The sequence below is a fragment of the Pseudomonas sp. PS01301 genome, from assembly GCF_029960215.1.
GTDB classification, from domain to species: domain Bacteria; phylum Pseudomonadota; class Gammaproteobacteria; order Pseudomonadales; family Pseudomonadaceae; genus Aquipseudomonas; species Aquipseudomonas coleopterorum.
Genome location: NZ_JASCPM010000008.1, coordinates 91,936 through 106,009, shown reverse-complemented (window position 1 = coordinate 106,009; position 14,074 = coordinate 91,936). Strand labels below are relative to the sequence as shown.

Below are 14,074 nucleotides of genomic sequence, written 5' to 3'. Positions count from 1 at the left end.
TTCCAGGGGAAGTGTCTCAGGTCAGGACGCGTGGGGATTCTGCAAAACGTGGAAGCCAGCCAGAGACGAAATCGAATGACGGCCATGATTCGCACCCTCAGGACGCTGCTTGTCGCCGCGCTGGCAACCGGCGCCATCGCCAGTATCGTGCAGACCCAGCTCAATCTAGGCGAGCTGCTCCGTCTCGGGGCGCCGGTAACTTCATCGGTTCGGCTCTGGACGACGCTCGAAGACCTTGCACGGTTTGGTCCGGTCATGTTTGGCATCGCTGCGGCAGCCTTATTGCTCGCGGTCTTGGCAGGCCACTGGGTGCTGCGTTTCGCTCCGCCTTCCTGGCGCCGGTTCGTGTTCATCGCGGCCAGCGTGTGTGGTCTGGCTTTCGTCTTCTGGCTGATGCGCTCGGTGATCCCCATGCCCGCACTGCCGGGCACCCGCACGACTGTGGGCCTTGTCCTGATGTCGCTGACGGGGATCGTCGGCGGGTGGCTGTATGCGCGTCTGAACAGGTCGTCCAAACGAAGTGATTCGCCAGACGGAGGAGGGCGCTGGCGCGAGGCGGCTGTCGTGGCAGTTCTGCTGGCGGCACCGGCCATGCTTTTTTTCGCCATGGCCCCAGGCGCCCCCGACAAGCCGGCGACAGTGGATCGGGCCAGCTATGAAGTGCAAACCGTCGCGACGGGGCTGAACCGCCCGTGGTCGGTGGCGTTTCTTCCGGACGGCCGTGTGCTGGTCACTGAAATGGGTGGGCGACTCTTGGTCATCGGCACGAATGGCGCCTCTTCGCAGATCAAACTTGACGGGCTCCCGCCCATCTTCCAGCAGGGCGGCACCGCAGGATTGATGGAAGTCGCGCTGGATCCGCAGTTCGAGCGCAATGGTTGGTTGTACCTGACGATGGGTTACGGTGAGGCCGCTGCGAACGGCACACGCCTGGTACGGGCCACGCTGAAGAGCGACAGGATCGAGGATGTCCGAGTCCTGTTCAGCTCCACGCTCAAACCTCGCACGGGCAACAACGGTGGGCGCATTGCGTTTCTCGGCGACGAGACCTTGGTGCTTTCCCTGGGAGACGGCAGTGAGCGACGTGAGGAAGCGCAGAACCCGGCGAACGATCTGGGTACCCTGGTCAGGCTTGATCGCGAGGGCAGGCCTGCGGCGGACAATCCTTTCATCGGCAAAGCCGGTGCGGCCCCCGAGATCTACAGCCTCGGCCACCGCAATGTCCAAGGCATCGCCGTGGATCCGACAACGGGCGACCTGCTCATCACCGAGCATGGCGCGCGCGGCGGTGACGAGATCAACCGGATCGTGCCGGGCGGCAACTACGGATGGCCTGTCGTGACCGCTGGCATCGACTACCCGTTCGCCAAGGTGACGCCGTTCACTCAGTTGCCGGGCTATCAAGATGCGGTTCTGGAGTGGACACCGTCGATTGCACCTTCAGGCCTGGCGATTTATGACGGCCCGCTGTTTCCCCAGTGGCGCGGGGATTTGCTGGTCCCGGCACTCAAGGAGCGCGCCGTGCGCCGGGTCGTGCGCAATGGGCAGCAGATCGTGGATCAGCAGTTGTTGCTGGGCGAACTGGACGAGCGCATGCGAGACGTCAAGGTGGCTCCCGATGGGTCGATCTATGTGCTTACCGATGCGGTCGATGCGAAGCTGTTGAGGGTGATGCCGGGGGCTCGTGGGGGCTGAAGGACTGGGTCTGCTCCGCCCGGATCATTGGCTCACCTGAACGGGGAACGGCAACCGTTTCAACAGATCCACGATGACTGCAGCGTAGCGACCGTCAGGGTCCAGGTCAGGGTCAAATACCGTTACGGTCATCCCCCTGCACCGCGGGTCAGCCACGAAGGGCGCCATGATGCGCGACAGGTCCGCAGCTGGAATACCCGGAGAGCCTGGACGGTCCACAGCGGGCATCACGGACTGGTCAAGAACGTCCACATCCAGGTGTATCCACAGCCCTTGCTCAGGTGTTCGGCCCAGCGTCTTGCGAATGCGTTGAATGACGGCAGCCGGTCCCAACCTCAGCGCTTCAAAGACATCGATCCGGTTGATCGCCGTATCGTTGATGTCAGGCCACGCAAAATCTGCGTCGCGATTTTCCCGTTCGCCCAGCTGAACGACATCCACGTCAGCGACCAGAGGTCCCACGACGCCCGGCCACTGTGTCGCCAATGACTCACCACGCGAGTGACGTCTGAGGGTAGCACCTGTTGTGTGGAATGGGGTTATGGATGGTGTGCGTAAATTTCAGTCATTCTTGACTTGCCGAACGGGCTGCTTTTTGCCATGAGCACTCCGTAATGTTTCCATGGCCGGAAGACCAAAAATTACGCATAGCGTATTTTATTGTTACTAATTTCGCGCGGATTAGGGTGAAGCTGCAGCCCTGTGCTTATGCGCTCCTGGCCGCTCCTGGCCGGTAGCTGCCCGTCACCAGCACTCACCCTTATACACCCCGCCAAACTTCTCCGCTCATGCAAACGGCAGTGGCCCGCGAAATGTGCCGATGGGCACCCAGTGGGTAATCAGACCGGTATCCACCTTCCAGTGATGCAGGAGTAACGCCGGCGGCTCCACATACGACGCCTCTTCAGCCTCTGCATCCAAAGCCAACCCGATGGCAGTCGTTGTGCTGGGCGCAGTGCACAGGACCGTGCCGCCAAAACGTAATTGCATCGAGCGGTGAATGTGGCCGCACACCACACGTTCGATCGCCGGATAGCGCTGCACCACTTCGCGCAGCCGCTCCGAGTTCCGGCAGGCATACGTGTCGATATAAGGAATGCCACTGAGGAACGGCGGCTGGTGCAGCATGATCAGAGTCGGGCGCGTCGGCTCCTGAGCAAGTGCCGCATCGAGCCAGGCCCCAGCCGCCTCGCTCATGTCGCCGTGATGTTCCTGCGGGACGGTCACATCCACACCAATGATCCGTACCGGTCCGAGGTCATCGGCGACGAAGTGCCACGGGTTTCCCGTTGAAGAGAGATACGGCTGGGAAAAGGTAGAACTCATTAAGTTTCGGTCATCATGATTGCCAGGAATCATCAGCAACGGCTGCTTGATCCCCGCCAGCAAGGTACGTGCCATTGCATATTCTTGCGGTAGCCCCTCATCCACCAAGTCGCCGGTGATGATCACTACATCGGGCCGCGGCATGAGGCTGTTCAGGTGTGCAATAGCCTGCTCGCACATCGTGTTTGAATCAACCAGCCCCTGATAAAGAATGCCTTGCGGCCTGATATGCAGATCGGAAAGGTGGGCAATCAGCACGGAATATTCTCCTTGGAGGACGCGGTGATCAACGGCGGGGTGAAGGTAGCATGCCTGAGCTGCAATGGATGGGTCAGCGTCCATGCGGCATGTCAGAGCGCCGAGATCTCGAAGGTCGGAACGGGCGATGGAGGTCGAACCGACTCAGGCTCGAACAGCCAGTCGCCTAAGCAAAATTAACTGGTCGGGATTCCGGCACACAACTTGCTCTTCTCGTATTCCTCGCCTCGCTGGAAGTCCCCATGCTGCACTCCCATCTCACCACCCTCAACGCTGTCTCACTGGTCCTGAGCACGTTCAAGGCGCAAGGCTGGTCCGCAGAGGCGCTGCTGGCCGGCAGTGGCATATGCGCAGCGGACTTGAACCGTGCCGACACGCGCATCGCCACGCATCAGGAGATGCAGGTGTGCGCCAATGCCGTGGCTCTGCAGCGCGACATCGGCCTGATCGTGGGGCGGCGTATGCATGTTTCATCCTACGGCATGCTCGGCTATGCCCTGCTTACCAGTGCCACTTTCGGTGACGCGCTCCGTTTGGCTCTGCGTTATCCCGCGCTGCTGGGAACACTGTTCGAGCTGAGTCTGGAGGAAGACGGCGAACGTATCTGGTTCACTGCGGGCGATTACCGCGAGAATCCGGCACTGACCGCCTTCAATGTCGAGCTGTGCCTGGGGTCGCTGAAAGTCATTTGCGACGACCTGCTCGGCCACTCACTGCCCTTGCTGGGCGCTTGCTTTGAGCACGATGCGCCGGACTATCAGACTCGCTACGCCGAATGTTTTGACTGTCCGTTGCAGTTCCAGGCCACCGTCAATGCCTTTGCTTTTGATAAACGCTGGCTCGCCCAGCCTTTACCGCTGGCTGACGCGGTAACCCATCAGGCCATGACCGAGCGCTGCCGAAAACAGAACACGGAATTTACCGGGCGCGAGGCCTGGTTGGGGCGGATCCGGCTATCGCTGGCTGCACAACTGCATGCCGCACCTAGGCTGGACATGCTGGCCCGACAGATGAACTGCTCGGCGCGCACCTTGCGTCGACATCTGCACGACCTGGGCTGCAGCTATCAGGAACTGCTCGACGAACTTCGTTTCGAACGCGCCAAGCAACTGCTGGCCGAAGATCGGTGGCCCATCTACCGGATCGCCGAGGCTCTGGGCTTCAGCGAGACCGCAAGTTTTAGGCACGCTTTCGTGCGCTGGAGTGGCGTGGCGCCGAGCCAATTTCGCGCATGACGCCTCATTGAGGAGCGAATTACGGACAGAAAATCTGGCCATATTTATCCCCTTTTGGCCGCACTTGCCGTTCTCATAAACCTCGCCCGGCGCAAGACTGTATTGACCGATACAGCCCGCGGAGAACAACAAATGCTGACAATTTACTCGGACGATCACCATCTGCACCACGGCCGCTGTGAGCTGATGGACGGGCAGTTGATGCCCTGCTTCGAAATGCCCTCACGCGCCGATCATGTATTGCAACGGGTCAGGGACCGTCAACTTGGCGATGTACAGGCGCCGCAGGACTTTGGTCTGGAACCGCTGCAACGCATTCATAGCCGTGAGTACCTCGATTTCTTCAAGGGTGCCTGGGCCCGCTGGACCGAATTCGGTCAGGACGGCGACCTCCTGCCCTACACTTGGCCCGCCCGGACCTTGCGCCGCGTATTACCCGAAAGCCTGCATGGTCAACTCGGTTATTACAGCTTCGACGGCGGAGCGCCGATTACCGCCGGCACGTGGCAGGCAGCCTACTCGGCGGCGCAGGTCGCGCTTAGCGCGCAACAAGCGATTCAGCAAGGTGCCCGCAGTGCTTTCGCCCTGTGCCGTCCGCCGGGACACCACGCAGCTGGCGACTTGATGGGCGGTTATTGCTACCTAAACAACGCCGCTATTGCTGCCCAGGCCTTTCTTGATCAGGACCACAAAAAGGTCGCGATTCTGGATGTCGACTACCACCACGGCAACGGCACCCAGTCAATTTTCTATGCGCGCAGCGATGTGCTGTTCACCTCGATCCACGGCCACCCGGAAGGGGAGTTTCCGTTTTTCCTGGGCTATGCCGACGAGTCCGGTGAAGGCGCAGGTGCCGGCTTTAACTTCAACTACCCACTGCCGGCCGGTTCCGGCTGGGAAACCTGGAGCGCGGCGCTCGAGCAAGCCTGCATAGAAATTGATCGTTATGACGCCGACATCATCGTCGTCTCCCTGGGCGTAGATACATTCAAGGACGATCCGATCTCGAAATTCAAACTCGACAGCAAGGATTATCTGGCGATGGGCGCACGCATCTCCCGCTTGGGTAAACCTACGCTGTTCGTGATGGAAGGCGGCTACGCGGTGGAAGAAATCGGTATCAATGCCGTCAACGTTCTCGAAGGCTTTGAAGGGGCTGCCCAATGAACATGTTCAAGTCACTTATCCTCTGCGCTGCCGTTATCGGTGGCATGGCTCATGCCGAAGAGAAAACCCTGCGGGTCTACAACTGGTTCGACTACATCACCCCCAAGGCGCTGGAGGACTTCAAGGCGCAGAATCCTGGCCTTAAATTGGTGTACGACATCTTCGACACTAATGAAGCTTTGGAAGCCAAGCTGCTCACCGGTAACTCAGGGTATGACGTGGTAGTGCCATCCAACGTGTTCCTGGCCAAGCAGATCGAAGCCGGTATATTCCAGCCGCTGGACCGCAGCCAACTGCCGAACTGGAACCACCTCGATCCCAAGCTGATGAAGCTGATCGAGGCCAACGATCCGGGCAATAAATTCGCCGTGCCTTACATGTACGGCACCATCCTGATCGGATTCAACCCGGACAAAGTCAAGGCCGCCCTGGGTGCCGATGCGCCAGTGGACAGCTGGGAACTGATTTTCAAGGAAGAAAACATCAGCAAGCTCAAATCCTGTGGTGTAGCGCTGCTGGACTCACCCTCCGAAATCCTGCCCCTGGCCTTGCAGCACTTGGGCCTCGACCCCAACAGCGGCAACCCCAAGGACTATGTGAAGGCCGAAACTCTGTTGATGAAAATCCGCCCCTATATCACCTACTTCCATTCGTCCAAATACATGGCGGATATCGCCAACGGTGACATCTGCGTCGCGGTCGGTTACTCCGGCAGCTTTTCCCAAGCCGCCAACCGCGCCAAAGAGGCCAAGAACGGCGTGACCGTAGACATGCGCCTGCCAAAGGAAGGCGCCCCCATCTGGTTTGACATGCTCGCCATCCCCAAAGGTGCCAGGAATCCCCAAGACGCCTACACATTCATCAACTACCTGCTACAGCCGCAGGTGATCGCGCCAATCAGCGATTTTGTCGGCTACCCCAACCCCAACAAAGACGCTACCGAACAGGTCAATCCGGCGATTCGCAACAATCCCAACCTGTACCCCACCGAGGCCGCGATGACCACGCTCTATACGCTCAAGCCTCTGGGGCGTGACGCCGAACGCGCGCGCACGCGGGCCTGGACCAAGATCAAGTCAGGCACCTGATACCTGGACGGCCCCCGGCGATCGATTAGCGGTCTCAGGTCGAGAAGGCTTAAGGTTAAGCAGGGACATGGACGTCAGCTATCGGCCAAAAGCGGTCTTTCACGACGGCCATTTAAAACGTGGACGACCCATCAATGCCAGAGCTCGAGATTGTCCCAGGAGGGCAAACCACCTATTGATAGTGCCCCAAAAATGTTTGGGTCACTTCAACATCACCGAGTACTCGGAAATATCAGCTTGCGCGTCCGCTTACATCCGGTGATGTTCCAGTAGGAAGTCCACGAACAATCGTACCCGCGCCGGCATTGCCGCCCCGCCGACGAATACCGCATGAATCGGTTCCTCGTCCCCAGGGTTCCAGGCTTCCAACAGCGAAATCAGGGCGCCGCGCTGCAGATCCTCACTCACGCTGAACTCACCGATGCGTGCAATGCCGGCACCTACTCGCGCGAGTTGTGCCAGCGCTTCACCGCTGCTGCATTCGATGTTGCCGCTGACTTTCAGGGAAAACTCTTTTCCATCGCGGATAAACGGCCAGTTGGGTTCGGCACGCCGGAAGTTGAAGCGCAGGCAATTATGCCGCAACAGGTCTTCCGGCGCCTCGGGGATACCGTGGCGCTGCAGGTACTCGGGCGATGCGACCACCACCTGACCTGTGTTGCCGATCCTGCGCGCGGTCAGCGGGCTGTCGGGCAGATGGCCAAAACGGATCGCTACGTCGGCCTGCCCACCCAGGATGTCGACCACTTCGTCGCCCAAGCTAAGGTCGACGACGATGTTCGGGTAACGGGCGCTGAATGCTGCAACCAGGGGAACAATCGCCAGCCGCCCATGGCCAAGGGCGGCACTGACCCGTAATCGTCCCTTGGGTACGCCCTGGTCGGCGATCGCTTCTTCGACCTCGTCCATGTCGGCCAGGATACGCCGGGCGCCGCGCAGGAACGCTTCGCCCTCGGCAGTGAAGGCGATCGCTCGGGTGGTACGCAGCAGCAGGCGGGCGCCAAGACGTTGCTCGGTTCGCGTGATGATTCGACTGACCGCCGAGGGTGTCAGGCCCAGCGCCCGCGCGGCGGCCGATAGGCTGCCTTCCTGCGCCACGGTGATGAAAACACACATCTCACCTGACCTGCCGTTGAAATCCACTTGTGCCTCCTGCGCATAGGTGATTGCCAAAAATGCCATCTACCGCGTTAAAAACCTGGATCGTAGCATTGGCGGCATAGATAAGGAGCCTTTCATGCGTATCAATCCACCACTTGTCGCGCTCGCCATCGGTGCTTTCGGCATCGGCGTAACAGAGTTCGCCCCCATGGGCATGTTGCCGGGTATCGCTGCGGATCTGGGCGTTTCCATTCCCGCCGCCGGTTTGCTGGTCAGTGCCTATGCGCTGGGCGTATTGCTCGGCGCACCGCTGATGACCCTGACTACCGGCAGGATTCCCCGACGCTATCTGCTGGTCGGGCTCATGGCCATTTTCACTTTGGGTAATCTGATGTCAGCCCTGGCCACCGATTACTACAGCCTCATGGTCGCCAGGGTGGTGACCTCACTGAACCATGGTGCATTTTTTGGCGTGGGTTCCATCGTCGCCGCCAGCGTAGTTGCCCCGCAGAAGCGTGCCGGGGCGGTCGCGGCGATGTTCATGGGCCTGACCCTGGCCACCATCGGCGGTGTACCGCTGGCCACCTGGTTTGGTGAACTGTTCGGTTGGCGCACTGCTTTCTGGGGGATCACCGGCCTCGGCGTGCTGACCATGGCCGCGTTGTGGTTCGCCCTGCCCAACCTGAAGACGTCGCAAAGCGTCGGTGCAATGGCCGAAATTCGGGTACTGGGACGTGGTCCGGTGCTGGGCGCGTTGGCCTTGACCGTAGTCGGATCGAGCGCAATGTTTACCGTCTTCACTTACATCGCGCCCATCCTCAGCAGCGAGACCCACGGTTCCACCGCCTACATCACCGCCATGCTGGTTCTTTTCGGTGTGGGGTTGACGCTGGGCAACATGTGGGGCGGCAAGGCCGCCGACCGCTCGGTAGATCGCACCTTGATCGTCTCGCTAGGCGTTCTGATTCTCGTCTTGCTGGCGTTCACCGTGCTGATGCGGTGGGCAGTGCCGGCTGCTCTGGCCATCCTGATATGGGGTATCGCCAGTTTCGCCCTGGTGCCGCCGTTACAGATGCGCGTCATGGAAGCAGCGAAGGACGCGCCCAACCTTGCCTCTGCGGTGAATATTGGCGCCTTCAATTTCGGCAACGCGATTGGCGCAGCACTGGGCGGAGCGGTGATCAAAGCTGGTTTGGGTTATCCGGCGATTTCCCTGGCCGGAGCGGCGATGGCCGCTCTGGGGCTGCTGATGGTGTTGGCCTATGCCTGGCGTTCCAGAAGGATTGAATCGGCAGTGGTTTGACGAACATGGCGCGACTTAAGAATTCACGCTGGCCGCTGTGGTGCTGAATCTGTCGATAGCGGCCGCTTGCAAGCGACTGCTTTCGATCCCAGTAACCTTCTTCAATTGACGATCGTAATGGCACCTACCGCGATGGCCGCGCACAGCATCACTATGACTGTGCCTACTGTCCACTTGAGTGATACGCGCTGGTTGTCGCCGTAGTCGATATCCAGAAGACCACACAGCAGGTAGGTAGATGCCACCAGCGGGCTCAGTAGATGGACCGGCTGGCCAATCAACGAGGCAATCGCCATCTCGTGCGGCCCGATGCCGTAGTGAGCAGCCGTTTCCGCGAGAATCGGTAGTACGCCGAAGTAAAAGGCGTCATTGGTCAGTACGTAGGTGAAAGGCATGCTGAGCAAGGCTGTTATCAGCGACATGTAAGGGCCCGTCTGCTCAGGCAGAAGGGTGATCAAGTTGTTGGAGATGGCTTTGATCATTCCCGTGCCGCCCATGATGCCTACGAAGATGCCAGCGGCAAATATGAGCAAGGTCACGGCCAGGACGTTATCGGCGTGGCGCGCAATGACTTCCTTCTGTTGTTTGAGTGTCGGGAAGTTGACCAGGCACGCCAACCCGAAAGCCATCATGAACAGGATCGGCAGGGGCATCAGGTTGAGCATCATTGAGGCGATCAAGGCGGTGGTCAGCACAACATTGAACAGAAACTTCGGATCACTCAGGCGGATGTGTGCGTAGCCGTCGAGCACCTTCTCCTCGCTGACACTGACCAAGCCCAGACGCCGATATTCCATGCGCCCCAGCCACCAGGCGGCGCACACTACCCATACGCCACCGGCGATCATCACCGGGATCATCTGTATGAACAACTCAGTGATGTCCACATGCATCGCGCTTGCGGCTCGGGAAAAAGGACCTGCCCACGGCAGAATGTTCATGACACCGATGGCCATCAACAAAACGGTCGCCATGACCTGCAGACGGATACCGGTCAGTCGGTAGAGTGGCAGGAAGGCAGCCGTAGCGATGATGTAAGTGGTTGCGCCGTCACCGTCCAGGCCAACGCAGAGCCCAAGCACGGCAGTGCCGACCACGATCTTGCGAGGATCGCCCTTGACCAGCCGCAGTATGACCTTGATCAATGGGTTGAAAAGACCTGCATCGGTCATCATGCAGAAGTACAAAATGGCGAAGGTCAGCATGATGCCCGTTGGAGCGAGCATCTTGATGCCGTCGTACATCATCCCGCCCAGTTGGGTGGTAAATCCACTCAAGCAGCCGAATATCACCGGTACCAGCAACAAGGCCACCAGTGGCGACAGACGTTTGCTCATGATCAAGTACATGAAGCTTGCGATCATGGTGTAGCTCAGAAATATCAACATGGGCCATCCCTTTTATTGTTTTGTAGGGGCGGGCGAGGGGTGCCCGCTTTTCTTCGGCCGAGCGAAACCCGTATGCCGTGCACACAGGGTGTCGTCGGTCGGGTCTAGCGGTGAGAGAACATCGGTTGGCCGCTGTGCTCCAGGTCGGCCACCAGGATCGTGCTGGTCGAGGAGTCGGTCATGAACAACTGCCGATTGCCTTCGCCACCAAAGGCCAGGTTGGTCAGCGTGCGTCCTTCAGTGCATGAGCGAATCCGATACAGCGGTACGGCGTGGGGATCGAAGACCCAAACGCAGCCGTTGCCGGCGTCGCAGACGTACAGGTTGCCCAGCGAATCCAGCGCCATGCCGTCTGCACCGCTGACCCCTCCAGCCATTGCGGCGAAGATGCCGACCTTGCTGGTCCCGCCATCGGTTTGGATCGGCAAGCGCCAGACTGCATTGCCGCGAGTCATCGCTACCAAGAGCGCCTTTTGCTCCAGGTCCATCACCAGGCCGTTGGGGCTTGGACCATTGGCGATCAGGCAGTTGAGCATCTGCTTGTCCAGGTCATAGCTATACACACGACCGCTGGGGTCCTGCTGGCCGGTCTGGCCTTGATCGGTGAAGTAGAGCTTGCCGGCAGCATCGAAGAACAAGTCGTTCACCCCTTTGAAGCCCTCGCTGCGGCTGTGGGTCAGCAACGGCGTCAATGCGCCGCTCTCCGGATCGAGTGTGAGGATGCCCTGCTTGTAATCGGCGATGAAGATACGACCGTCACGGTGAATTTTCAGGCCGTTGGGCCACCCATCGTACTGAGTGACCAGCGTCCAGTGACCGTGAGTGTCGATGCGGAAGATCCGTCCATACGGGATGTCGGTGACGTACAGATTGCCCTGCAGATCGAACGAGGGTCCCTCGAGAAAGCTTTTGATCTTCTGTCCGGGTTTGTTCGCTCGAACCCAGTCGGAATCGCCGTCTTCCCAAAAGGCTTCTGGCAGCTTGCTGAACACTCGGGTCGACAAATCGCGGGGCGGGGGATAGAGGCTCACAGGATCGACTCCTACGGGGTGTTTCCAGAGATCGCCCATTTTGAAGGCGAAGATCGACAGATACACCGTTATTTTTGTTCTATCTGGCAGAACTGTATATTTTCCGACAGAACAAATGTCGACCTTCTTATCGTCTCTGTCAACCCATCTCAAGGTTCTTGTCGTTTGGCAGTTAGGCGGAGAGTCAACGAATGTCGAGTATTCGAACAGATGACATTGACAAGCCCGGGACCTGGCAGGATGATAAATGCAGAACATCGTTCTGCTAGATGGAACGCTTCAAGTCCCTACCCGGAGACCCGGCGATGAATCACAACAACAACGTAGACATCCTGATCAGCGAAGTGGGCCCTCGTGATGGCCTGCAGAGCGTCGATGCGACCATGCCCACCGCGCTCAAACTTCAGTGGCTGGACGCCCTAGCCGATGCCGGGCTCAGAGAGATCGAAGTCGGCTCCTTCGTATCGCCCAAATTGCTGCCGCAGATGGCCGACGCCGCGGTCCTGGTGAAACACCTGCGCAGACGCCCGGATGTCTTCGTGACCGCATTGGTGCCAAACCTCAAGGGCGCAGAAGCCGCCTTCAATGCTGGCGTGCAGAAAATCACCTTGCCTATCTCGGTCAGTGAGCCGCACTCGTTGGCAAACATCCGCAAGACCCATCAGCAGGTGTTCGAAGAAGTGAAGGCTGTGATGTCACTGCGCAACGAGCAGTTTCCTCATGTGGAGGTTGAGTCAGGTCTGTCGACCGTCTTTGGCTGCACCATCCAAGGTGAGGTGCCAGAGGACGATGTGATCCGCATGGCATTGATCATGAGCGAGCTGGGTGTGGACGAGATAGGTCTGGCCGATACCGTGGGCTATGCCAACCCAGCGCAGGTTCGCCGTGTGTTCACACGTTTGCGCAATGAAATCGGTAGCAAGGCGGGCAGTGCGCATTTCCATAACACCCGCGGCCAGGGCCTGGCGAACGTGGTGGCCGCTCTGGACGTCGGGGTAACCACTATCGACGCTTCCCAAGGCGGTATTGGCGGCTGCCCTTACGCACCGGGCGCTTCGGGCAATATCGTGACCGAGGATCTGGTCTATCTGCTCGAGTCCATGGGGCTTCGGACGGGAATCGACATCGACAAACTCGTAGCGGCCCGGAAGTGGCTGATCCAAGGGCTGCCGGGAGAGCCGCTGTATGGGTTCATTCCTGATGCCGGTGTGGGCAAGAACTTTCACTACGCGGGAGGTGCCCGATGAGCCAGCAGAACGAGAACCTGCAGAGTCTCCCCCTGGCTGGAGTGCGCGTCATCGAGTTCGTCCATATGGTCATGGGCCCCACCTGCGGATTGGTGTTGGCTGACCTGGGTGCCGAGGTGATCAAGGTCGAACCGGTGCCCGAAGGCGATAACACCCGACGCCTGACCGGTTCGGGCGCGGGCTACTGGATGACCTACAACCGCAACAAGAAAAGCTTCGCCGTCGACATCAAGACCGATGAGGGCATGGCTGCTGTGCGCAAGCTGATCGAAAGCGCGGATGTCGTGACCGAGAACTTTCGCCCCGGCGCCATGGAAAAGCTGGGTTTGGGCTACGAGCAGGTGAAGCTGATCAAACCGGACATCATTTACAGCTCGATGAAAGGCTTCCTGCCTGGGCCTTACGAACACCGGACTGCCCTCGACGAAGTGGTGCAGATGATGACGGGCCTGGCGTACATGACCGGCCCTGAAGGCAGACCCCTGCGCGCTGGCGCGTCGGTCAACGACGTAATGGGCGGTATGTTCAGCGCCATATCGATCCTCGCGGCGTTGTGGCAGCGCAAGAACACCGGCGAAGGCCAGTTCGTACAGACCGGCCTGTTCGAGAATTCGGCATTCCTGGTAGGTCAGCACATGATGCAGATGGCGACCACTGGCAAAGCAGCTGCACCGATGCCCAGCCGACTCTCCGCCTGGGCCATCTATGACGTATTCGATACCTGTGATAACGAGCAGGTATTCATGGGCGTTGTCAGTGATAGCCAGTGGGTCAGCTTCTGTCAAAGCTTCGGATTTGCAGAGCTGGGCGCGGCTCCAGAATTGGCAAAGAATACTCAGCGCGTTCAAGCGCGCGCGCGAATCCTGCCCCAGGTCAAAGCCCGCCTTCTGCAGCTGAGCAAACAGGAAGTCATGACGATGTGCGAGGAAGCTGGCCTGCCATTTTCGCCGATTCAGCGACCGCAGGATCTTTTCGACGATCGACATTTGAACGAGTCGGGAGGGCTTGCGGACCTGACCCTGGAGAACGGCGATCAGGTCAAGGTGCCGATGCTGCCCTTCGAAATGAACGGGCACCGGTTCGCCACGCGCCTCAATGTGCCGACGCTGGGAAGTCACTCTGCCGAGTTGCTTCAGGACATGGGCTACGCGCCAGGAGATGTCGACGCGTTGCGTGCACGCGGAATCATTCGCTGACGCCGTATCGACCGCACGCTTGAGTCACGATGCTGACGG

At 59.4% G+C, this 14,074-nt stretch carries 12 protein-coding genes; 7 read left to right on the top strand and 5 right to left on the bottom strand.

Going from position 1 to position 14,074, the window contains the following annotated elements; genetic code table 11:
* Positions 1 to 75: 75 nt before the first annotated feature.
* Positions 76 to 1,695, top strand: a complete 1,620-nt coding sequence (locus tag QMX89_RS06440; protein WP_282347520.1) for a PQQ-dependent sugar dehydrogenase — start codon at positions 76 to 78, stop codon at positions 1,693 to 1,695.
* A 24-nt stretch (positions 1,696 to 1,719) separates the two neighbouring features.
* On the opposite strand, the gene QMX89_RS06435 is transcribed toward QMX89_RS06440, so the two are convergent.
* Both QMX89_RS06435 and QMX89_RS06430 read right to left on the bottom strand, forming a co-directional pair.
* Positions 1,720 to 2,238 carry an arginase family protein gene (locus QMX89_RS06435; RefSeq protein WP_282347558.1) on the bottom strand — a complete coding sequence of 173 codons (519 nt, stop codon included), beginning with the start codon at positions 2,236 to 2,238 and terminating at the stop codon, positions 1,720 to 1,722.
* A 243-nt stretch (positions 2,239 to 2,481) separates the two neighbouring features.
* Complete coding sequence (locus QMX89_RS06430) at positions 2,482 to 3,279, bottom strand: phosphodiesterase (protein ID WP_090362295.1); 798 nt, start codon at positions 3,277 to 3,279, stop codon at positions 2,482 to 2,484.
* Positions 3,280 to 3,521: 242 nt separating this feature from the next.
* On the opposite strand from QMX89_RS06430, the gene QMX89_RS06425 reads away from it, so the two are divergent.
* From QMX89_RS06425 to QMX89_RS06415, 3 genes are all read left to right on the top strand, one after another.
* Entirely contained in the window at positions 3,522 to 4,514 is a 993-nt protein-coding gene (locus QMX89_RS06425) for an AraC family transcriptional regulator (protein WP_056843695.1), read from the top strand.
* Between the two features lie 132 nt (positions 4,515 to 4,646).
* Entirely contained in the window at positions 4,647 to 5,681 is a 1,035-nt protein-coding gene (locus QMX89_RS06420; RefSeq protein WP_282347518.1) for a histone deacetylase family protein, read from the top strand.
* The gene (locus QMX89_RS06415; protein ID WP_282347517.1) at positions 5,678 to 6,769 is read left to right on the top strand and encodes a polyamine ABC transporter substrate-binding protein; all 1,092 of its coding nucleotides are present in this window, start codon (positions 5,678 to 5,680) and stop codon (positions 6,767 to 6,769) included. Before QMX89_RS06420 ends, QMX89_RS06415 begins: the two co-directional genes overlap by 4 nt.
* A 249-nt stretch (positions 6,770 to 7,018) precedes the next feature.
* Here the strand turns inward: QMX89_RS06415 and QMX89_RS06410 are convergent, their stop codons facing one another.
* Positions 7,019 to 7,912: a LysR family transcriptional regulator gene (locus QMX89_RS06410; RefSeq protein WP_282347557.1), complete on the bottom strand. Its 894-nt coding sequence runs from the start codon at positions 7,910 to 7,912 to the stop codon at positions 7,019 to 7,021.
* A 94-nt stretch (positions 7,913 to 8,006) separates the two neighbouring features.
* On the opposite strand from QMX89_RS06410, the gene QMX89_RS06405 reads away from it, so the two are divergent.
* Entirely contained in the window at positions 8,007 to 9,173 is a 1,167-nt protein-coding gene (locus QMX89_RS06405; RefSeq protein WP_282347516.1) for an MFS transporter, read from the top strand.
* A gap of 101 nt (positions 9,174 to 9,274) precedes the next feature.
* Here the strand turns inward: QMX89_RS06405 and QMX89_RS06400 are convergent, their stop codons facing one another.
* A complete protein-coding gene (locus tag QMX89_RS06400; protein ID WP_090359476.1) occupies positions 9,275 to 10,561 on the bottom strand; it encodes a citrate:proton symporter in 1,287 nt (428 codons plus the stop codon).
* 104 nt (positions 10,562 to 10,665) lie between these two features.
* On the bottom strand, positions 10,666 to 11,592 hold the full coding sequence (locus tag QMX89_RS06395) for an SMP-30/gluconolactonase/LRE family protein (RefSeq protein ID WP_282347515.1): 927 nt from the start codon (positions 11,590 to 11,592) through the stop codon (positions 10,666 to 10,668).
* Between the two features lie 305 nt (positions 11,593 to 11,897).
* Between QMX89_RS06395 and QMX89_RS06390 the strand changes: the two genes are divergently transcribed.
* Both QMX89_RS06390 and QMX89_RS06385 read left to right on the top strand, forming a co-directional pair.
* Positions 11,898 to 12,839, top strand: a complete 942-nt coding sequence (locus tag QMX89_RS06390) for a hydroxymethylglutaryl-CoA lyase (RefSeq protein ID WP_282347514.1) — start codon at positions 11,898 to 11,900, stop codon at positions 12,837 to 12,839.
* Complete coding sequence (locus QMX89_RS06385; RefSeq protein ID WP_282347513.1) at positions 12,836 to 14,035, top strand: CaiB/BaiF CoA-transferase family protein; 1,200 nt, start codon at positions 12,836 to 12,838, stop codon at positions 14,033 to 14,035. The genes QMX89_RS06390 and QMX89_RS06385 overlap by 4 nt, the downstream gene beginning before the upstream one ends.
* Positions 14,036 to 14,074 lie beyond the last annotated feature (39 nt).

Coding starts and splice junctions, on each gene's coding strand:
- QMX89_RS06385 (WP_282347513.1), top strand. CDS start 12,836: ATGAGCCAGCAGAACGAGAACCTGCAGAGTCTCCCCCTGGCTGGAGTG.
- QMX89_RS06425 (WP_056843695.1), top strand. CDS start 3,522: ATGCTGCACTCCCATCTCACCACCCTCAACGCTGTCTCACTGGTCCTG.
- QMX89_RS06405 (WP_282347516.1), top strand. CDS start 8,007: ATGCGTATCAATCCACCACTTGTCGCGCTCGCCATCGGTGCTTTCGGC.
- QMX89_RS06440 (WP_282347520.1), top strand. CDS start 76: ATGACGGCCATGATTCGCACCCTCAGGACGCTGCTTGTCGCCGCGCTG.
- QMX89_RS06400 (WP_090359476.1), bottom strand. CDS start 10,561: ATGTTGATATTTCTGAGCTACACCATGATCGCAAGCTTCATGTACTTG.
- QMX89_RS06420 (WP_282347518.1), top strand. CDS start 4,647: ATGCTGACAATTTACTCGGACGATCACCATCTGCACCACGGCCGCTGT.
- QMX89_RS06390 (WP_282347514.1), top strand. CDS start 11,898: ATGAATCACAACAACAACGTAGACATCCTGATCAGCGAAGTGGGCCCT.
- QMX89_RS06415 (WP_282347517.1), top strand. CDS start 5,678: ATGAACATGTTCAAGTCACTTATCCTCTGCGCTGCCGTTATCGGTGGC.